Origin of the sequence: Streptomyces sp. NPDC023838 (assembly GCF_040639555.1) — a bacterium.
Lineage (GTDB): Bacteria > Actinomycetota > Actinomycetes > Streptomycetales > Streptomycetaceae > Streptomyces.
In genome coordinates, this window is the sequence record NZ_JBFAAD010000007.1 from 85,966 (window position 1) to 104,122 (window position 18,157).

The following is an 18,157-nucleotide window of genomic DNA, read 5'->3' on the forward strand; positions in this document are numbered from 1 at the left end:
CGCGGTGGTTCGGGTGCCGGTTCATCGTCCGGCGCCGGTTTCGGTGCGGGCCGCGGAGCCCGGGGATCTCCCGGCCAGGGGTGCGTGGGCGGCGCCGGATGCGGGTTGCCCGGGTCCGGGGGGAACGGATGGGTGGGTGGACCGGCTTTCGGATTCGTCATGATGCACGTCCGTATGCACGTCTGCGTGTGCGCCTGCACATATATATGCACGTATGTCTGTATGTATGTCCGTTTTCACGGCTGGTGGATCGCGAGGTGACCGGCAGCGGGTGCGCCTCGCCCGCAGCGTCGCCCTCCTTCAATCTTCTCCCTCCCCGCGCACCGAAGCACGTCCGTGCCGGGGTCCTCCTGGTCACGGGCTGTGGTCGCGGCTGTCCCGTGGCGCGAGGGCCGCGAGGGCGTGCGTAGACCAGGACGGGGCGTCGGCCGCAGGTCCGCCGCAGCTCGCCGCAGACCCGGCATGCGCGTTCCGACGAAAAAAACTACGCCCCAAAACGACTTCCACGAAAGGGAGTTGATACATACGGTCGCCTTTGTCAGTTGGGACGACAACGTCAAGAAGGGACACCATGAACCAGAACCTTCGGGCGGCGGCCGCCACGGCGGCGCTTGTCACCGGGCTCCTCGCGGCGGGCGGCACCGCCCACGCGGCCGGACGCATCGACGCACAGCACCTCGCCGCGCACATCGACAAGGCGGTCGCCGCCGAGCAGGAGAGCGGCACGACCACGGGCGGGCCCATCCTGGGTGTGATCAACAGCCCCGCAGGCACCGAAGCCTCGTACTCCTGACAGGGCGGAGGTACGCACCGTGGACCAGCCGGGGGAAGAGCGCGTCGCTTGGTGTCCCAGTGGGGAAAGCGGCCGTCCGGAATCCGTTGTTCTGGGCGTCAGATCGGGGGAGAACGACCAGGTCGTCTATCTGGACGAGCCGGTGCCGGCATCGCAGGTCCTGCCCGCCATCCCCGAGGGCATCGCGCCCCACCGGATACTCCGGTTCGCCTCGCACTGCGTGTCCGGCTGTGCCAACCGGGTCGGCGACGACTGCGGTCTGATCCAGCGCATCCAGACCCTGCCGTCGTCCGGCGTGGCGGCAGCCGTGCCACGGTGCCATCTCCGTCCGCGCTGCAAGTGGTGGAACCAGGCGGGGGTGGACGCCTGCCACCGGTGCCCCGCCGTCGCCACGCTCAACTCTCCCGACGACGAGCTCGCCGTACTCGTCGCGGATCCCTCCACCACCGTGGAGCAGTTGGAGCACTGGATCGCCGCGGCCGAGTAGGACGAGCAGGAGTGACCCGCACGACTGACGAGCAGGACTGACGCGCACGACTGACGGGCTCACCAATCGATCGCCTGGCAGCGTCCGCAGATACGCTCCCAGCCTGGCGATCGCCGACGGGTTGCGCGGGCTCTCGACCAGGTCGGCGTAGTCGAGGACGAAGATGCGCCGGTGCTTGACGGCGGAGACGTTGCGCAGCGGGGCATAGGACAGGAGGAACTTCTTCTTCTCCTCGGCGCTCACATCTCCGTAGTCGCAGATGACGATGGTGTCCGGGTCGCGCTCGACGACGCTCTCCCAGCCGACGGTGGTCCAGGAGTCCGCCACGTCGTGCATGACGTTGACGCCTCCGGCCTCGGTGATGATCTGCTCCGGTGCGGCATAGCGGCCGGAGGTGAAGGGCGTGTCCCGGCCGCTGTCGTAGAGGAAGACCGACGGACGGTCGGCTCCGTTGGGCGCCTTCGCCCGCACGTCGGCGATCTGCTTCTTGAAGTCCTGGATCAGCGCGGCGGCCCGCTTCTCGACGCCGAACAACCTGCCGAGGTTGGTGAGGTCGGCGTAGAGGGCGTCCAGTGGCGGCATGATGCCGCGCGAGGACGACGTGCGGCCGTTGTGGCAGGACTCGGTGAGGACGTACGAGGCGACGCCGAGCTTCTTGAGCGCGTCGGGGGTGAAGCCTCCGTCCTCACGGAATCCGTAGTTCCAGCCGGCGAAGACCAGATCGGCGCGGGCGTCGAGGACGTTCTCCTTGGTGAGCTGGTCCTTGGACAGCCATGTCACCTTGTCGTAGCCGCCCTTCCAGGGCAGACCGCCGATGTCCCCCTTGTCGTCGGGCATGGCGAAACCAGCCATGCGGTCCTCCAGGCCGAGGGCGAACATCAGCTCGGTGATACCGACGTCATTGGTGACGACGCGTTCGGGGACCTTGTCGTACGTCACCTGGCGGCCGCAGTTGGTGAGGGTGACCGGCGATGACTTGGCGTCCCCGGACCCGGACGACTCGACCGTGGCACCACAACCGGTGGCGGCCACGGCCAGGCAGAGGGCGGTGGCGAGCAGCTTGCGCATGGGGATCCTCAGGTGGTGGGCGGGAGCAGGTCGAACAGGAGCTGGAGGGCGCCGGTTCCTGGATGGCGTACGCGGTGCGCGCGCACGCCGAACACCGACGCCAGCAGTGCGGGTTCAAGGACCTCGTGCGGCGGACCGCTGGCCGCGATCCGGCCGCCGTCGATGACGTACAGGACATCGCAGTGTGCGGCGGCGAGGTTGAGGTCGTGCAGGGCGGCCAGCACGGTCAGGCCGCTGTCGCGGACCAGCGTGAGGACGTCCAACTGGTGGGCGATGTCGAGGTGGTTGGTGGGTTCGTCGAGGACCAGCACCTGGGGTTGCTGGGCGAGTGCGCGGGCGATGAGGGCCCGCTGTTTCTCGCCGCCGGACAGGCTCAGGAAGCCCCGGTCGGCGAGATGGGCGACGCCCGTCCGCGTCATCGCCCGTGCGCAGATCTCCCGGTCCGATGCGGCCGTACGGTCGCGGTGCGGCAGCCGCCCCATGGCGACCACCTCGGCCACCGTGAAGTCGAAGTCGGCGGACGACTCCTGCGGCAGCGCGGCCAGGACGCGGGCGGCGGCCCGGGGGCGCATGGCGTGCAGAGCCTCGCCGTCCAGCCGTATGGTTCCCCGGGCCGGGCGCAGCGCCCGGTACACACTGCGCAGCAGGGTCGACTTCCCGCTGCCGTTGGGCCCGACGAGTCCGACGAACGCCCCGGTGTCCACGGCGAGCCGGACGTCCTCGACCAGCCGGGCCCCGGCGGCCTCGATCGTCACCTCGTCGATGTCGAGCCGCATCCTCAGCTCCCCCCGAACGCGTAGCCGCCGCGCCGCATCAGCAGCAGGAACGCGGGAACCCCGACCACCGCGGTGATCACGCCGACCGGCAGCTCGGCCGGGGCCAGCAGTAGCCGCGACAGCACGTCCGCCCACACCAGCAGCACCGCTCCGGCGAGCGGCGCCACGGCGAGCACCCGCCGGTGGTCGGCGCCGACCAGCATCCTGACGACGTGCGGCACCATCAGTCCGACGAACCCGATGGCCCCGCTGACCGCGACGACGGCTCCCGTGACGGCGGCCGTGACCAGGAACAACTCCCTGCGCAGCCGGGCCGGTTGGACGCCGAGGGCGGCCGCGGTCTCGTCGCCCATGGCGAGGGCGTTGAGCGCTTCGGCGCGCCACCGCAGCCACGTCCATCCGCCCGCCACGGTCACCGCGGCGATGGGGACCTGCGCCCAGGTCGCGCCGCCCAGACTGCCCAGCAGCCACATCATCGCCGACCGGGCCGCCTCGCCCCGGGCCGCACCGAACACCATGACCGTGGTGAGGGCCTCGAAGCCGTACGCCAGTGCCGTCCCCGTCAGGATCAGCCGCAGTGGGGTGAGCCCGCGGGGTGAGCGGGCCACGGCGTACACCAGCGCCATGGCCGCAAGCGCCGAGGCGAACGCCGACACCGACAGCGCCCACACCCCCAGCCCCGCGAACGCCCCCAGCAGGATGACGGCGTTGGCGCCCACCGCCGCACCCGAGGAGATGCCCAGGACGAACGGGTCGGCCAGCGCGTTGCGGACCATCGCCTGCACGGCGACACCGACCGCCGCGAGCCCGGCCCCGACGACGGCGCCGAGCAGGACCCGGGGCAGCCGGATCTCCCAGACGATGGTGTACGCGGCCGCGTCACGCGCGTGCACGGTTCCGCCGGTGAGCCCGGCCCACAGAAAGCGCGGCACGTGCCCCCAGCCGACCCCGGCGGCGCCAAGTCCCACGCCGCACATGAGTGACAGCAGGAGCACCAGTCCCAGCGCCAGGCTGAGCGGCAGCACGGGTATCCGGCCGGGGGCAGTCCTTCGGTGCACGGGCGGGGCCGTCCTTCGCATGGGCCGCCTGCTGAAGACAGAGCAGGAGACAGCCCGTACGGCCGCACCGGCCGCGCGGCCCCCTCTCGCAGTCCACGGCGAGCAGTCAACGGATCGCTGGACCCCTCGCGGGCGATCGGGCTCGCGCGACGGACCCCAGGGTCGCCGCGCACACCGTTGCGGGTCAGCGCCGGACTCTCACCGGACTTCCCCCACGGGAGGCAAGGCGAGCCTAACAAACCGCTCTCCAGGGCCGCCCGGGCCTACCGCCCTTGCCCGTCCCCGTACTCCTGCCCACGAGCCGTGGGGTGACGAATCCCGAGCGAGGACGCCCGGTGGCCGCCGGCTACTCGGCAATCGCGGTGCGGTAGATCCACTGGTAGACCCGCAGTGATCCCTCGGCGGTGTCCTGGTGCCGCTGGGTGGCCTCGAAGTGTTCGTAGCCGCCCCTGAACGGCACCTTCACCTCGGCGTCCGGCTCGGTGATCGTCACGATGCGGTCCGGCAGGTCATCCGGGCCGCCCTCAAGCACAGCCCTCGCAGCATTCGACACAGCCAGCTCCTTTGCGGGTCATTGCACGGCGGAGTGACTTCTTCCCCGGTCGTACACGGAACCACGGCCCCGAACTCCCAAATCCCTCCGCTGGACGAATGCCCGGCGTCGAGTAACGGGCGAGTTGTCACCCTCCCCCTGTCGGAGCGCACTGGCGTCCGGGTGACAAGTCGAACACCTTCGCCCCGAGGCCCGGCCATTTCGGCAAGCCTGCCAGGACCATTCCATGGGCACATTCCCCATGCCCTTGCGGCACGCGCCGAATTGGCCGCCATAGCCCAGGGCCGCGACAGAAGACCGAGTCAACCGGAGGTCATCATCGGCATGTCACACATCACCAGGCGCCTCGGCATGGCCGGTGCGGTACTGACAGCGGTGGCCGTCGCCGCCTCGTCGACCGGGGCGGGCTCGGCGGTGGCCGGGACGGCGTGTTTTGACCGCGCGAGAGAGCCCTACACCTCTCAGGTCGACAGTCATCTGCACTTCCGCCCGTTCGGTGGCCCGGCGATCGGGTTCGACGAACTCACCGGCTACCTGCACAAGAGCGGTGTCCGGCACGCCAGCATGTACGGCATCGGGCAGATGCTGCCGGTGAACTCCCCCTGCACGTACTACCTGGACTGCCCCGGCACATCCGTCGCGCCCAGCATGAAGAACGACTTCGCCAACGCCGAGAATTACGTGGCGGCGAAGCCCAAGGACCCCGAACTCGCCGTCTCCATGACCTTTATGGATCTGAATCACCCGGAGACCATCCCGCCGGGCATCGCGCTGTACGACAAGGAGTTCCCAGGGGTTTTCCGGTGGGCGGGAGAGGTGAACCTCGTCAAGCAGGCGCTGTTCCCCAACCACCACACCGCCGCGACGAGCGAGAACATCAAGAACTGGGCACCGTTCATGAAGGTGCTACGGAACCGCGGGATCCCGATCACCATCCACTCGGACCTCGGGAACAACGCGGAGCAGACCAAGTATCTCCATCTGATGGAGGAGACGCTTCACCGGTATCCGGCGAACAAGATCGTGTGGGCACACATGGGGCTCTCCAAGGAGCTCACCACCATGGATCCCGACCGGCACATCGGGATCATGAAGAGACTCCTGGACAAGTACCCCCGCCTCACACTGGACCTCAGCTGGCGGGTCCTGGAAGACAACTACTTCAGCAAGCCGGGAGTACGGCAGAAGTACGCCACGTTCTTCGACCGGTATCCGACCAGGGCCATTCCCGGCACCGACTTCGTGGCCTCGCGCGACAAGGACTACCACGTCTACGAGCAAGAACTCGAAGTCACCAGCCGGATCAACAAGGCTTTGAACGACCGGGCCTTCCGTGACATCGCCCTCGGAGAGAACTACTACCGGCTGCTCAGCCTCCACGAGAGCGCGCCGCAGGTATGCAGGGCAACGTGACGGACATACCCCGGGGCGAACGCCCCCTACTGCCACCACGTCTGAGCGCCGCAGTCGGCGAGCTCCACCGACTGCGGCGCTTCAGTCACCGGCGGCCCCCCGAGCCATCGGGCTCGCTCATCGAGTGCAGCTGGGCGAACTCCTCGGCGAGCATCCCCATCATGACGAGATCACGGTGTCGGCCGGCCAGGAACACGTGATCGCGGAGGCGACCCTCCTCGACGAAACCGAGCCGCCGGTGTAGCGCCAGCGATGCCTCGTTGTGGGCGAAGATCCGCGCTGCGCACTTGTGATAGCGCCGCTCGGCGAACATGAAGCGCAGCAGCATCACCACCGCTTCCGCCGCATATCCCTTGCCCCGGTGATCGGCGCCGATGGTGACGCCGTACTCGAACCACCCCGCACGCGGGTCCGCCTGGTGTGAGCCGACAGCACCCACCGTGTCGCCGGTCTCGACGGCTTCGATCGCCAGCCCGAAACAGTCGCCATCGGACTTGGCAGCAGCCTGTTCCCTGGCCCAGTCACGGAAACTCTCGGCGGAGCGGGGCGGGTTCAGCAGGTCACCCAACCGCTCCTCGTCCTCGGCGAAGCGCATGAACGCGGCCCAGTCGTCGGGCTCGATACCGCGCAGGCGTATCCGGCCGCCGGTCCAGAACGATGTCATCCCCTATTCGATCACGCCGCAACGCGGGCAGTACAGGTCACGCCGGGTGCGCATCGTCGCGGCCCACCCGCGCGCCCTCGCGGTCGCCCGAGCCGTCGCCCACGCCTCCCCGTGGGGTCGGCGCACCCTAGCCAACGCCGCGCATGTTCCGCTGGAAAATGCCAGAACTTCCCCCAGTGGGCGACACGCTGCGTAACCTCTCGTCACCTCAGCCGCGTCGAGCACCAGACGCGGAGCCCGTCCACGGCGGCACCAGGGAGGAAGTCGCGCGTGCTTGGAATCGATGAGTGTCTGCTGGAAACCATGGGGTTGCCCGGCGTGCGGGGCGCCGCGGTGGTCGACTGGACCAGCGGGCTGGCCCTGGGAACCATCGGCGACTCGCCCTGCGGCGACCACGAGACGACGGCCGCGGAGGCCGCCGAATTCGCCCGGACGGCGGCCGAACACCCCGCCTTCGCAGCGGCCGAGATGGAAGCGGTGGATGAAGGGGATGAGGCGGATCCCGCAGGGGCGCTGCCGGTCGAGGACGTGCTCGTCACCTCCCGCACCGGCTACCACCTCCTGCGATTCGTCGAGACGACCTTCGACAGCAGCCTCTTCCTGTACCTGTGGCTCGACCGCGAGCAGGGCAACCTCGCCATGGCCCGGCTGCGCCTGCGCGACCTGGCACAACGGCTGGTCCTCGGATGACGCTCACCGACGACGCCCGCGAGTCGGCTCTCGTCTCGCCCATGCTGGTACGGCTCGTGGCCGAGCGGGCCACCGGCGCGCTGCTGCGCGACACGGGCACCCTCTATCTCGTGGACGGGCAGGTGGTCCATGCGGAGAGCCCCGCCGCGCCCGGGCTGGAGGTGCTGCTCACGGCGAGCGGCCGCGTGCGGCCCGAGGGCTGGCAGCGGGCCGTGGACCAGGCAGGCGCGCGCGGCGCGGTGGGGCGCTTCCTCGTCGAGAGCGGACAAGTCGCCTGCGGGGAGCTGGAGTTGTGCCATCTCGGCGCGCTCCATGACGCGGCGTTCTTCGCGCTCGCACCCGGCAAGGGCCCGACCCGGTTCAGATACGGTGCCGTGCACTGGATCGGCCCCGTACGACCCGTCACCGCCCACGCGCTGGCCCGGGAGGCCGGGCGCCGCAGGGAACTGCTCGACCGGATCTGGCCCCACCCCGAGGTCGACACCGCGCCCGTCGTACGGGTACCGGACCGGCCGGGTCTGCCGGTCACCGTACGCCAGCGCACCCTGCTCGCGGCCGTGGACGGCGTCCGCACCCCGGGCGCCATAGCCCGTCTGCTGGGGCGGCCCGCCTTCCACACCATCGTCGACGTGCGCAGGCTCGCGGCGGTCGGCGCGGTCGAGACACCCCTGGCGCCCGCCCCCGGGGAGACCGTGCCCGAGTGGGTCGTACGCGCGTCCGCGGAGGCGGCGCATCCCTCTGACGAAGCGCTGCTCCGCAGGGTGCGGGACGCCCTGGAGGCCATGCCGTGATCCGCGCCCTGCGCCAGCGCGCCGAAAGGAGACAGCTGATGACGGCCGAAGCGGAGATCGTCGCGGAGCTGCGCCGACTGCGAACGCGCCTGCCACAGATCACCGGTGCCCTGACCGCCAGCGTCGACGGCCTCGTCCTCGCCCAGGACGCCGTTGACGAGGCCGAGTCCGTCGCCGCCCTGACGGCCGCCGCCCTCGGCGTCGCCCAGCGGCTCACGCACACCACCGGCCGCGGCGCCTTCCGCGAACTCCTCGTACAGGGCGAGGACGGCTACGCCGCCACCTACGCGGCGGGCTCCGCCGCCGTGCTCACCCTGCTCGCGCCGCCGCGCACCAACGTCGGCCGTCTGCATCTGGAAGCCCGCCGGGCTGGAGCCCGGATCGGCGAACTCGTGGACGGCGCTCTCGAACGGCTGGAGACCTCATGACCAGCACCGGATCCCGGGCCGCCCGGCCCCGGAGCTCGACACAGAACACCCACCGGAAAGGACGTGTGAACCCCATGGGCAACACCGAAACCGCGCTCAAGGAAGCGATGACCTCCATCGAGGGCACGATCGGCGTGGCACTCGTCGACTACAGCAGCGGCATGGCCCTCGGCACGCTGGGCGGCGGCAAGGACCTGGACCTGTCGGTGGCCGCCGCCGGGAACACCGACGTGGTCCGCGCGAAGGTGCGGACCATGGAACTGCTGGGCCTCAAGGACGAGATCGAGGACATCCTCATCACCCTGGGCGGCCAGTACCACCTGATCCGCCTCCTGAGGAGCCGCGGTCACACCGGCCTGTTCCTCTACCTGGCCCTCGACAAGAGCCGCGCGAACCTGGCGATGGCCCGTCATCAGCTGCGTCGGGTGGAGGACGCGCTGGAGGTGTGAGGCGCCCTTCCCGTAGGAGCGCTCAGGACGTGCCGGGCCGGACCCGGCACGTTCCGGCGCCCCGTCCGGGCGAACTCCTCCTGATCCCCCGGACGGCCACCTCACCGATCCGGTTCAGCGCCGGTCCGCCCCCGCGGGGGTGTCGTCGAGGAAGCCGCCCGACTGGTGCTGCCAGAGCTTCGCATAGGCGCCGCCCGCGGCGAGCAGCCTGTGGTGCGTGCCCTGTTCGACGATGCGGCCGCGGTCGAGGACGACCAGCTGGTCCATGGTGGCGACCGTGCTCAGCCGGTGCGCCACCACGAGCGCGGTCCGCCCGTCCATCAGCCGCCACAGGGCGTCCTGGACGAGGATCTCGCTCTCGGAGTCCAGCGCGCTGGTCGCCTCGTCGAGCAGCAGGATCGGCGCGTCGCGCAGGATCGCCCTGGCGAGGGCGACACGCTGGCGCTGGCCGCCGGACAGCTTCACCCCGCGCTCGCCCACCATGGTGTCGAAGCCGTCGGGCAGCGCGTCGGCGAACTCCGTGACGTGCGCCGCCTCGGCCGCGCGGCGGATCTCCTCGTTGGTGGCGGCCGGCCGGGCGAACGCGATGTTGTCGCGCAGCGTCCGGTGGAACATCGCCGGATCCTGCGGTACGTAGGCGATCAGGCCGCGCAGTTCGCCCTGCCGCAGCCTGCTGATGTCCCGCCCCCCGATCAGGATCCGGCCGCCGTCGATGTCCGTCATTCGCAGCAGCAGCCGGGTCAGCGTGGTCTTGCCTCCGCCGGACCGGCCGACGAGACCGATCTTCGTCCCGTCGGGAACCGCCAGGTCGAGGCCCTCGAAGAGTGGCTGCGCGCCCGCGTGGGCGAAGGTCACTCCTTCGAAGCACACCTCGCCCGGCCGCGCCGGCAGCGGTTCCGGGGCTGCCGGGTCGAGCACGGTCGGCGGTTCGAGGAGCAGCTCGGTGAACTGCGAGGCCTCCGTCATCGAGCTTTCCAGACGGCGGTAGATCTGGTTGAACTCGAACATGATCCGCGTCGCGCTGGCGTAATAGGTGAAGGCGACGATGACCGCTTCGACGCCGTGCTCTCCCCCGCCGAGCCCGATGGCGAGCACCAGTCCCAGCACATTGGTCAGTACGGACATGGGTGCGACCAGCGTGTCGATGCGCAGGTTGCCGTAGTCCCACGAGCGCAGGGTGAGCCGCCGCGACTCCGCGACGCGGGATCGGTGCTCGGCGGCCTCGCGTTCCTCGGCGGCGAACGAGCGGACCGTATCCATGTTCATCAGGCTGTCGGCGACATGCCCCGAGACCCGGGCGATCGCCTGCTCGCGCTGGGCGACCAGCGCCTGTCGGCGCCGGATCAGGGGCGCCACGCACACCGCCGTGACCACGAGCAGCACCAGGAGCCCGACCACGAGCAGCGGGTCGTACTGCCACAGCACCACCGACGCGAACGCCAGCGGCACGAAGCTGCCCACCACGTTGAAGGTCAGCGTGTCGACGCACTCCTCGAAACGGGTGGCGAAGCTCAGGACCCGTTTGGTCAGCGACCCGGCGAAGTTGTCGTGGAAGAAGGCGGCGTCCTTGGCGAACAGCTCGTCCATACCAATCACGTACAGTTGCTCGATCCCGCGGGCAACGAGGCGGTTCAGGCAGTGCATCCCGATGCGCCACAACGCCTCCGCGAGCAGCAGGACCCCGGCGAAGCCGAGCACATAGGGCAGCATCGGGTCGATGCCGACGGTACCGCCGTCCCCGGCGATCCGGCCGACGAGCTTGGCGACGATGAGTGGTGCGACGTACTGGATGCCGGTGTTGCCGAGCGCGGGCAGCAGCATCGCCGGCACGGTCAGCCACCGAAGCCGGGCCAGTTCGCGTCCGTAATAGCGCAGTGCGAGGAGCACCGAGCCCTTGCCCGGTAAGCCCTCGCGCGATTCAGGTGATTCCATCCCAACCCCCGTGTCTCGAACCGGCAGTTGAGCACACGAGTGTCCCGCGCCGACCCCCGCGCGGTCCACACGTTTTCGTCCGGCCGGCCACGGGGCGACGGAACCTCGGGGGATCCGCGCCGATCCCCGGCGGTCAGGTGTGTGCGCGGGTGCGGGGTTCTCGGTTCGTGGATCCGTCTCGGTACGGGTTCCCGCACCGGAACCGGAACCCGTACCGCTCCCCCCTGTCCGCTATCCGCGCAGGAAGCCGTCCCCATGCGCGGCGATGTGGGTTTCCAGGGCGCTGAGCGCCTGCTGCGTCGACTCGGGGGTGCCTGATCCGCGCCGCTCCGCGTAGTAGGCCGCACCGAGCTGCTTCAGCAGGTCGTTTCCCAGTCGTTGCTGTTGGACCTCGTCCACCTTCTGCTTCCCCTGGTTGAGGGCTGACTGGGCCTGCTCCTTGGCCCGGTCGAGGAATCCCGGCATGACAACCTCCGCGTTTGGTGTGGGGCCATTCTGCTTGCCGGGGCGGGCGGGGCGCGGCAGGGCGCGCCGGTGTGCTTGTCGGAGTGACGAGATGTAGGTGGGTCGCCGCCGTGCCCGGGCGATTCCGACACGGGCGGCGGTGACCGGCGCCGGTTCCGGACAGCCCCGCACCCGTATCCTCGTGCGACAGTCGGATTCGAGGAGGCTTCAGGTGAGTTTCGACGACTTCACCGCTCTGGTGGACTCTCCCGTCTACGTGGTGACCGCGTCGGCGGGCGGACAGCGGGCCGGGTGCCTGGTCGGGTTCGCCGGGCAGTGCTCCTTGCAGCCCGCGCGGTTCGTCGTGTGGATCTCCACAGCCAACCACACCTACCTGGTGGCCGAGCAGGCCTCGGTCCTGGCGGTGCATCTGCTGCCACAGGACCACGGGCTGGCCGTACGGTTCGGTGCCCAGTGCGGGGCGGAAGTGGACAAGTTCGAGGGCCTCGCGTGGACCGAAGGCCCGGACGGGACACCGCTGTTGACCGATGCCGTGGGCTGGTTCACGGGGAGGATCCTGGAGCGGTTCGACGGAGGCGACCACGTCGGATTCCTCCTGGAGCCCTTGGCCGCCCAGGCGAACGACGGCAAACCATTGTCCCTGCACCAGACGCTCGACATCACCGCCGGGCATCCCGCGTAGGAAACGAACGGCTGCGACCTGCGGATTCACCGTCGGCCCTGCGTCCGCCGACACGGACGCGGTCAGGCGTCTCACCAGTGGCGACAAACCGAACCGGCACTGTCAGTGCCCGGTGCGAAAATCCCCGTATGAACAGTGGAACCCTCGACCTGCGACAGGTCACCACGCCCGACGCCGTCACCGCGCAGCTGCGGCAAACGCTCATCGACTGCTGGATCGAGGTGACGAACGCGGGTGGGGCAGCGGGGTTCCCCTTCCCGCCCATCGATGCGACCCAGGCCGCCCCCGCGGTCGACTCCCTCGTGGCGGGCCTTGCCCCTGAGAGGAGCCGCCTTGTGGTCGCATCGATGGGTGGCGACCTCGTCGGGTGGCTGAATGTCCGACGTGATCCTTTCGCGCTCACCGCCCACTGGGGGACGCTCCACCATGTCCAGACACGGACGAGCCTGCGGGGTCTTGGCATTGGCGGTTCTCTGATGAACCACGTTCGTGGGATAGCCCGCGATGAGATGGGACTTGAGCAACTCCACCTGGCCGCACGCGGCGGTGTCGGGCTGGAGGACTTCTACGGTCGCCTCGGCTGGAAGGAGATCGGCCGCTGGCCGGGCGCCCTTCGCCTCGCGCCCGGGGACGACCGCGACGAAGTCCTGATGATCCTGACACCGCTCTGATCGACTCATGTCCAGCGGCCGCCAGTACGATCCCCGGCCGGCTCATTCCGTATCGAAGTCCGTCCCCCGGGAAACCTTCTCCCACTCGGCCAGTTCGGCCCGCACGGAGTCCAGGTGGGCGGTCAGGAAGTCGACCGCGTCGCCGCCGAGGGCCAGGCGGAGCGGGGGCTTCTCGGCGGCCAGGGCCAGCAGGATGGCCGCGGCGGCCTTCGCCGGGTCGCCGGGCTGCTCGCCGTTGCCGCCCTGCACCATCCGCCGGGTCACGCCGACCTTCTCCGCGTACGCCGGGTTCTCCTCGGAGAAGTACGCCGCGCCCGTGCCGAACAGGTTGGTGCGGAACGCACCGGGCTCGACGATCAGCACCTTGACGCCGAACGGTGTCACCTCGTCGGCCAAGGCCTCCGACAGCTGCTCCAGCGCCGCCTTGGTCGCGCTGTAGGCGGAGAATCCGGCGAAGGACAGCTGCCCGCCGAAGCTGCTGATGTTCACGACCGATCCACTGCCCCGCTCCCTCATCTGCGGCAGCAGCGCCCGGGTGAGCCGGGCCGGCCCGAACACATGCAGCTCAAACAGGTCGCGCAGCTCGCGGTCGGTGGTCTCCTCGAACGCCCCGACCTGGGTGCGGCCGGCGTTGTTCACCAGTACGTCCACCCGGCCGTAACGCGCCAGGACGTCGGCGGCCACCGCGTCGGTCCGCTCGCCGTCGGTGACGTCCAGGCTGATCGCCTCCACGCGGTCGGGGTATGCCGCGACCAGGTCGTCCAGCGCCTCGGTCCGCCGAGCCGTGCCAATCACGGTGTCACCGGCGGCGACCGCTGCCTCGGTGATGGCCCGCCCGAAACCACTGCTCGCACCGGTGACCAGCCATACCTTGGCGCTCTCGCTCATCTTCCGCTCCCTCGTCAACCGCCGTTCGGGGCCTCCCCGTCGGCAGGACCCATCCTTCGCCGGGAACGACGGACGCGTCCAAGGCCCTTTGTGATAGCCATGAGTTATGGATGTGCACGGGCGCGATCTGCGCTACTTCGCCTCGGTCGCCGAGGAACTGAGCTTCACCCGGGCGGCCGAGAAGCTGTTCGTCTCCCAGCCCGCGCTGAGCAAGCAGATACGGATGCTGGAGAAGCAGCTCGGCGCGCGACTGTTTCAACGCGACCGGCGCACCGTGCGGTTGACGGCGGTGGGGGAAACCCTGCTGCCGCACGCCCGCGAGGTGCTGGCCGTCTGGGAGACCGCGCGGACGGCGGTGGAAGAGGCGAAGAACGCCGAGCGGGCCGCCCTGGTGATCGGCATGTCCACCAGCCCGGGACGCGGGCTGCTGCCGGCTCTGCGGGCCCGTCTGCTCTCCCGGCATCCTGACGTACGGCCGGTCCTGCGCCAGGTCAACTGGGCCGATCCCAGTGCGGGGTTGGCGGACGGGTCCAGCGACGTCGCCTTCGTCTGGCTGCCGCTGCCGGACGGAGACCGCTACCGGCATGCGGTGGTGGCCCGCGAGCCCCGGCTGGTCGCACTGCCGGACGGGCACCCGCTGGCAGCGCGCGCCGCGTCCGACCCCGAGGGGATGGTGGACTTCGCCGACCTGCTGGACGAGCCCTTCCTCGCTCTCCCCCCGCAGGCCGGGACGGTGCGGGACTACTGGCTCGCGCTGGATGCCCGCGACGGTCGGCCGCCGCGGATCGGCGCCGTGGTGGCCAGCGCCGAGGAGACCCACGAGGCGGTCGCCGAAGGCCAGGGCGTGGTCCTGCTGGCCGCCGGCAACGCCCCGTTGATCGCCCGGGACGAAGTGGTCGCCGTGCCCGTGCGGGGCATCTCTCCGTCCCGGCTGGCGGTGGCCGCCCGCCACGACGACCAACGGCCGCTCGTCCTCACCTACCTGGCCGCCGCACGGGAGGTCGGCGCCACGGCCTGTTGATTCGGCACCGAGCGTTCCGTACGGCCTGGGCCCCGTCTGCCACAATCGCCGGATGGCTGAGTACGACAGGGCTGAGTACGACACCGACCCCGGCCGCGGCTACCTGCTGGACAACCAACAGTCGGAGGCGGGTGTCCGCTTCGGTGCTCTGGCCGAGTTGTTCGACCCGGTGACGTTCCGGCACGTGGACCGGCTCGGGATCGGGGCCGGTATGCGGTGCTGGGAGGTGGGCGCCGGCGGGGCCTCCGTGCCCCTCGGGCTGGCCGAGCGAGTCGGCCCGACCGGCGCGGTGACCGCCACCGACATCGACGTGTCCTGGACCCGTGGCATCGCCGGCGGTGTGATCGAGGTGCTGTCCCACGACGTGGCCGCCGATCCGCCGCCGCCCGGCGACTTCGACCTCGTACACGCCCGGCTGGTCCTGACACACGTCCACGACCGCGCCGAGGCTCTGCGCCGGATGGTCCAGGCGCTGCGCCCCGGCGGCTGGCTGCTCCTGGAGGACGCCGACCCCACGCTGCAGCCGCTGCTGTGCCCGGCCGAGTCGGGTCCCGAACAGCGGCTCGCCAACCGGCTGCGGTCCGGTTTCCGCACGCTGATGGCGGCGCGCGGTGCGGACCTCGCGTACGGGCGGACCCTGCCCAGGGTGCTGCGTGAGGCCGGTCTGGACGACGTACGGGCCGACGCGTACTTCCCGATCACCTCGCCGGCGTGTGCCGTACTGGAGGACGCGACGGTGCGGCAGATCCGCCACCATCTGACCGGACAGGGGCTTGCCACCGACGAGGAGATCGACCGTCACCTGGCGAACGTCGCCGCCGGACGCCTCGACCTGGCCACCGCCCCGATGGTCTCCGCGTGGGGACGCCGTCCGTAACCTGCCCCCGCCCCCCTGCTTGTGCGGGCCGCCGAAAACAAAAAAAGCAAGGAGTTGTACTCACTCCTTGCCACTCTCAACTTATAGCGCACTGGGGGGCTTGCCGCAAGGCCCCGGAGGTGGGGCAGAATCGCGCACCGAGCTCAGAGCGTGACGTACGAAGTCAGAGCTCGAAGCACAGAGGGGGATTCACCATTTACCTGACCACCAGCGCTTTCGACCTTCCCGAGCGCCTCGCACTCAAGGCCGACCCGGCGCTGATCGACGGCGACGAGCAGCACTTCGCGGCGATCGCGGAGAGCCTCGCGCAGACGATCGCCGAACTCTCCGACCGCCTGGAGGAGGCGCGCAGGGCGCCCGGCGGCATCGGCCGCGAGGCCATGGACCGGGACCTGGAGATCCATCGGCTGACCGGGCGCCTGCGCACCTTGCGCCGCTTCGGCCTGGACCTGTGCCTGGGGCACTTCGTCCGTGAGGACGACGCCGAGCCGGTGTACATCGGCCGCCTCGGTCTCACCGACAGCACCGGCCGCCGACTGCTCGTCGACTGGCGCTCCCCCGCGGCCGAGCCGTTCTTCGCGGCGACCCACGCCAACCCGATGGGTCTGACCAGCCGCCGCAGGTACCGCTGGACGCGCGGCCGGATCAACGACTACTGGGACGAGGTGTTCACCGCCGAGGGGCTGGAGGGGCGCGCCGCGCTCGACGACCAGTCCGCGTTCATCGCCAGCCTGGGCGGCAACCGGTCGGCCCGGATGCGTGACGTGCTCTCCACCATCCAGTCCGATCAGGACGCCATCATCCGGGCGGGATCCCGTGGCGCGCTCGTCGTCGACGGCGGTCCCGGTACGGGCAAGACCGTCGTCGCCCTGCACCGCGCCGCCCACCTGCTCTACTCCGACCCCCGCCTCGGTCACCGCCGCGGCGGCGTGCTCTTCGTCGGCCCGCACCGGCCCTACCTGGACTACGTGGCCGACGTCCTGCCCAGCCTCGGTGAGGAGGGCGTGCGGACCTGCATCGTGCGGGACCTCGTCGCCGAGGGAGCCGCGGCGGCGACCGAGACCGACCCGGACGTGGCCCGGCTGAAGTCGTCCGCCGACATGGTGAAGGCGATCGAGCCGGCCGTCGGCATCTACGAGGAGCCGCCCACCGAGGGGATGACGGTCTCCACCCACTGGTCCGACGTCTGGCTGAGCGCCGACGACTGGGCGGCGGCGTTCGCGGCCGTGGAGCCCGGCACTCCGCACAACGAGGCGCGCGAGCAGATCCGTGAGGAGCTGCTCACGATCCTGATGGACAAGCACGCGGACGAGTACGAGGACGACGAAGAGGTCGCGCCCCAGTTGCTCCGCAGGTCGCTGCTGCAGAACCGGGAGCTGATCGGGACCCTGAACCGCGCGTGGCCGATGCTGGGGGCGGCCGACCTCGTGGGCGACCTGTGGTCGGTGCCCGCCTACCTGCGCAAGTGCGCTCCCTGGCTCAGCCCTGACGACGTACGCAAGCTCCAGCGCGCCGAAGCCCACGCCTGGACGGTGTCCGACCTGCCGCTCCTGGACGCCGCACGGCAGCGGCTCGGCGACCCGGAGGCGTCCGCGCGCAAGCGCCGGCATGAGGCGGCCGCCGCCACCGAACGCGCACGCCGGGCCGACGTCATGGACAGCCTGCTGCAGAACGTCGAGATCGACGAGAGCGAGGGCGCGTTGGGGATGCTGCACGGCCGGGATTTGCAGGACACCCTGATCGACGAGAGCGCCCTGCCGGCCGCCGAACCGGACCTGCTGGCCGGCCCGTTCGCCCACATCATTGTGGACGAGGCCCAGGAGCTGACCGACGCCGAGTGGCAGATGCTGCTGCTGCGCTGCCCGTCGCGGAGCTTCACCATCGTGGGCGACCGCGCCCAGGCCCGGCACGGGTTCACGGAGTCGTGGCGGGACCGGCTGGAGCGGATCGGACTCGACCGGATCGAGGTGGCTTCCTTGAGCGTCAACTACCGGACGCCGGAGGAGGTCATGGCGGAGGCCGCGCCGGTCATCCGGGCCGCGCTCCCGGACGCCAACGTGCCGATCTCGATCCGCAGCAGCGGCATCCCCGTCGTCCACGGATCGGTGACGGAGCTGGAGGCGGTCCTGGACGGCTGGCTCGCGGACCATGACGAGGGGGTGGCCTGCGTCATCGGCGATCCGGCGTTCCGGGAGAGGCCCCGCGTGCGGTCGCTGACGCCGACGCTGTCGAAGGGTCTTGAGTTCGACCTGGTCGTCCTCATCGATCCGCAGACGTACGGCCACGGCATCGAAGGAGCCGTGGACCGCTATGTCGCGATGACCCGCGCGACCCGGCAGCTCGTCATCCTCACGAGCGCCTGACGGCACCGCTCCCCCCGCCATGCAGCAGAAGTGCGGCGGGGGGGTGCGCCGCCCACCCACGTACGAGGGCGGCGGCGCGGAAAAACTC

18 protein-coding genes, 1 pseudogene and 1 riboswitch are annotated in these 18,157 nt (G+C 70.4%); of the genes and pseudogenes, 11 read left to right on the forward strand and 8 right to left on the reverse strand.

Annotation, left to right across the window (positions count from 1 at the left end; genetic code table 11):
* Positions 1–571: 571 nt before the first annotated feature.
* Positions 572–793 carry a hypothetical protein gene (locus tag AB0G17_RS11300; protein ID WP_361379183.1) on the forward strand — a complete coding sequence of 74 codons (222 nt, stop codon included), beginning with the start codon at positions 572–574 and terminating at the stop codon, positions 791–793.
* A gap of 565 nt (positions 794–1,358) precedes the next feature.
* On the opposite strand, the pseudogene AB0G17_RS11305 reads toward AB0G17_RS11300, so the two are convergent.
* The 4 genes and pseudogenes from AB0G17_RS11305 to AB0G17_RS11320 all read right to left on the reverse strand — a co-directional run.
* Positions 1,359–2,348: pseudogene (locus AB0G17_RS11305) on the reverse strand (ABC transporter substrate-binding protein); the annotation flags it as partial.
* A gap of 8 nt (positions 2,349–2,356) precedes the next feature.
* A complete protein-coding gene (locus AB0G17_RS11310) occupies positions 2,357–3,124 on the reverse strand; it encodes an ABC transporter ATP-binding protein (protein ID WP_361379186.1) in 768 nt (255 codons plus the stop codon).
* 2 nt (positions 3,125–3,126) lie between these two features.
* Positions 3,127–4,182 (reverse strand): iron ABC transporter permease, encoded by a 1,056-nt coding sequence (locus tag AB0G17_RS11315; protein ID WP_361379189.1) that lies wholly within the window; start codon positions 4,180–4,182, stop codon positions 3,127–3,129.
* Positions 4,183–4,291: 109 nt separating this feature from the next.
* Positions 4,292–4,424: riboswitch (cobalamin riboswitch) on the reverse strand.
* A 104-nt stretch (positions 4,425–4,528) separates the two neighbouring features.
* Positions 4,529–4,735, reverse strand: a complete 207-nt coding sequence (locus tag AB0G17_RS11320; protein WP_361379192.1) for a DUF5988 family protein — start codon at positions 4,733–4,735, stop codon at positions 4,529–4,531.
* 324 nt (positions 4,736–5,059) lie between these two features.
* Here AB0G17_RS11320 and AB0G17_RS11325 point away from each other — a divergent pair, with 324 nt between their 5' ends.
* Entirely contained in the window at positions 5,060–6,148 is a 1,089-nt protein-coding gene (locus AB0G17_RS11325) for an amidohydrolase family protein (protein WP_361379195.1), read from the forward strand.
* A gap of 85 nt (positions 6,149–6,233) precedes the next feature.
* On the opposite strand, the gene AB0G17_RS11330 is transcribed toward AB0G17_RS11325, so the two are convergent.
* Positions 6,234–6,812 (reverse strand): GNAT family protein, encoded by a 579-nt coding sequence (locus AB0G17_RS11330; protein ID WP_361379198.1) that lies wholly within the window; start codon positions 6,810–6,812, stop codon positions 6,234–6,236.
* A 270-nt stretch (positions 6,813–7,082) separates the two neighbouring features.
* Here AB0G17_RS11330 and AB0G17_RS11335 point away from each other — a divergent pair, with 270 nt between their 5' ends.
* The 4 genes from AB0G17_RS11335 to AB0G17_RS11350 all read left to right on the forward strand — a co-directional run bounded on the left by AB0G17_RS11335 (position 7,083) and on the right by AB0G17_RS11350 (position 9,170).
* The gene (locus AB0G17_RS11335) at positions 7,083–7,502 is read left to right on the forward strand and encodes a hypothetical protein (protein ID WP_361379201.1); all 420 of its coding nucleotides are present in this window, start codon (positions 7,083–7,085) and stop codon (positions 7,500–7,502) included.
* Positions 7,499–8,293, forward strand: a complete 795-nt coding sequence (locus AB0G17_RS11340; RefSeq protein WP_361379204.1) for a transcriptional regulator — start codon at positions 7,499–7,501, stop codon at positions 8,291–8,293. Before AB0G17_RS11335 ends, AB0G17_RS11340 begins: the two co-directional genes overlap by 4 nt.
* 38 nt (positions 8,294–8,331) lie before the next feature.
* Positions 8,332–8,721, forward strand: coding sequence for a roadblock/LC7 domain-containing protein (locus AB0G17_RS11345; RefSeq protein ID WP_361379207.1), 390 nt, complete (start codon positions 8,332–8,334; stop codon positions 8,719–8,721).
* A 74-nt stretch (positions 8,722–8,795) separates the two neighbouring features.
* Positions 8,796–9,170 (forward strand): hypothetical protein, encoded by a 375-nt coding sequence (locus AB0G17_RS11350; RefSeq protein WP_361379210.1) that lies wholly within the window; start codon positions 8,796–8,798, stop codon positions 9,168–9,170.
* A gap of 114 nt (positions 9,171–9,284) precedes the next feature.
* Here AB0G17_RS11350 and AB0G17_RS11355 read toward each other — a convergent pair whose 3' ends face one another.
* Both AB0G17_RS11355 and AB0G17_RS11360 read right to left on the reverse strand, forming a co-directional pair.
* Positions 9,285–11,102 carry an ABC transporter ATP-binding protein gene (locus AB0G17_RS11355; RefSeq protein ID WP_361379213.1) on the reverse strand — a complete coding sequence of 606 codons (1,818 nt, stop codon included), beginning with the start codon at positions 11,100–11,102 and terminating at the stop codon, positions 9,285–9,287.
* Between the two features lie 231 nt (positions 11,103–11,333).
* Positions 11,334–11,567, reverse strand: a complete 234-nt coding sequence (locus AB0G17_RS11360; protein ID WP_361379216.1) for a hypothetical protein — start codon at positions 11,565–11,567, stop codon at positions 11,334–11,336.
* Between the two features lie 211 nt (positions 11,568–11,778).
* Here AB0G17_RS11360 and AB0G17_RS11365 point away from each other — a divergent pair, with 211 nt between their 5' ends.
* Together AB0G17_RS11365 and AB0G17_RS11370 are read left to right on the forward strand one after the other, a co-directional pair.
* Positions 11,779–12,249 (forward strand): flavin reductase family protein, encoded by a 471-nt coding sequence (locus AB0G17_RS11365; RefSeq protein ID WP_361379219.1) that lies wholly within the window; start codon positions 11,779–11,781, stop codon positions 12,247–12,249.
* Positions 12,250–12,377: 128 nt separating this feature from the next.
* The gene (locus AB0G17_RS11370) at positions 12,378–12,920 is read left to right on the forward strand and encodes a GNAT family N-acetyltransferase (protein WP_361379222.1); all 543 of its coding nucleotides are present in this window, start codon (positions 12,378–12,380) and stop codon (positions 12,918–12,920) included.
* 42 nt (positions 12,921–12,962) lie between these two features.
* On the opposite strand, the gene AB0G17_RS11375 is transcribed toward AB0G17_RS11370, so the two are convergent.
* A complete protein-coding gene (locus AB0G17_RS11375) occupies positions 12,963–13,808 on the reverse strand; it encodes an oxidoreductase (protein ID WP_361379225.1) in 846 nt (281 codons plus the stop codon).
* A 106-nt stretch (positions 13,809–13,914) separates the two neighbouring features.
* On the opposite strand from AB0G17_RS11375, the gene AB0G17_RS11380 reads away from it, so the two are divergent.
* The 3 genes from AB0G17_RS11380 to helR all read left to right on the forward strand — a co-directional run bounded on the left by AB0G17_RS11380 (position 13,915) and on the right by helR (position 18,069).
* Positions 13,915–14,829: a LysR family transcriptional regulator gene (locus AB0G17_RS11380; RefSeq protein WP_361379228.1), complete on the forward strand. Its 915-nt coding sequence runs from the start codon at positions 13,915–13,917 to the stop codon at positions 14,827–14,829.
* 52 nt (positions 14,830–14,881) lie between these two features.
* The gene (locus tag AB0G17_RS11385; protein WP_361379231.1) at positions 14,882–15,706 is read left to right on the forward strand and encodes a methyltransferase domain-containing protein; all 825 of its coding nucleotides are present in this window, start codon (positions 14,882–14,884) and stop codon (positions 15,704–15,706) included.
* A 194-nt stretch (positions 15,707–15,900) separates the two neighbouring features.
* Positions 15,901–18,069 carry an RNA polymerase recycling motor ATPase HelR gene (gene helR, locus AB0G17_RS11390; protein ID WP_361379818.1) on the forward strand — a complete coding sequence of 723 codons (2,169 nt, stop codon included), beginning with the start codon at positions 15,901–15,903 and terminating at the stop codon, positions 18,067–18,069.
* Positions 18,070–18,157 lie beyond the last annotated feature (88 nt).

What these genes read in the sequence shown, in the direction of transcription:
- AB0G17_RS11300 (WP_361379183.1), top strand. Translation starts at nt 572, where the DNA reads ATGAACCAGAACCTTCGGGCGGCGGCCGCCACGGCGGCGCTTGTCACC.
- AB0G17_RS11310 (WP_361379186.1), bottom strand. Translation starts at nt 3,124, where the DNA reads ATGCGGCTCGACATCGACGAGGTGACGATCGAGGCCGCCGGGGCCCGG.
- AB0G17_RS11325 (WP_361379195.1), top strand. Translation starts at nt 5,060, where the DNA reads ATGTCACACATCACCAGGCGCCTCGGCATGGCCGGTGCGGTACTGACA.
- AB0G17_RS11330 (WP_361379198.1), bottom strand. Translation starts at nt 6,812, where the DNA reads ATGACATCGTTCTGGACCGGCGGCCGGATACGCCTGCGCGGTATCGAG.
- AB0G17_RS11340 (WP_361379204.1), top strand. Translation starts at nt 7,499, where the DNA reads ATGACGCTCACCGACGACGCCCGCGAGTCGGCTCTCGTCTCGCCCATG.
- AB0G17_RS11345 (WP_361379207.1), top strand. Translation starts at nt 8,332, where the DNA reads ATGACGGCCGAAGCGGAGATCGTCGCGGAGCTGCGCCGACTGCGAACG.
- AB0G17_RS11350 (WP_361379210.1), top strand. Translation starts at nt 8,796, where the DNA reads ATGGGCAACACCGAAACCGCGCTCAAGGAAGCGATGACCTCCATCGAG.
- AB0G17_RS11355 (WP_361379213.1), bottom strand. Translation starts at nt 11,102, where the DNA reads ATGGAATCACCTGAATCGCGCGAGGGCTTACCGGGCAAGGGCTCGGTG.
- AB0G17_RS11360 (WP_361379216.1), bottom strand. Translation starts at nt 11,567, where the DNA reads ATGCCGGGATTCCTCGACCGGGCCAAGGAGCAGGCCCAGTCAGCCCTC.
- AB0G17_RS11370 (WP_361379222.1), top strand. Translation starts at nt 12,378, where the DNA reads ATGAACAGTGGAACCCTCGACCTGCGACAGGTCACCACGCCCGACGCC.
- AB0G17_RS11375 (WP_361379225.1), bottom strand. Translation starts at nt 13,808, where the DNA reads ATGAGCGAGAGCGCCAAGGTATGGCTGGTCACCGGTGCGAGCAGTGGT.
- AB0G17_RS11380 (WP_361379228.1), top strand. Translation starts at nt 13,915, where the DNA reads ATGGATGTGCACGGGCGCGATCTGCGCTACTTCGCCTCGGTCGCCGAG.
- AB0G17_RS11385 (WP_361379231.1), top strand. Translation starts at nt 14,882, where the DNA reads ATGGCTGAGTACGACAGGGCTGAGTACGACACCGACCCCGGCCGCGGC.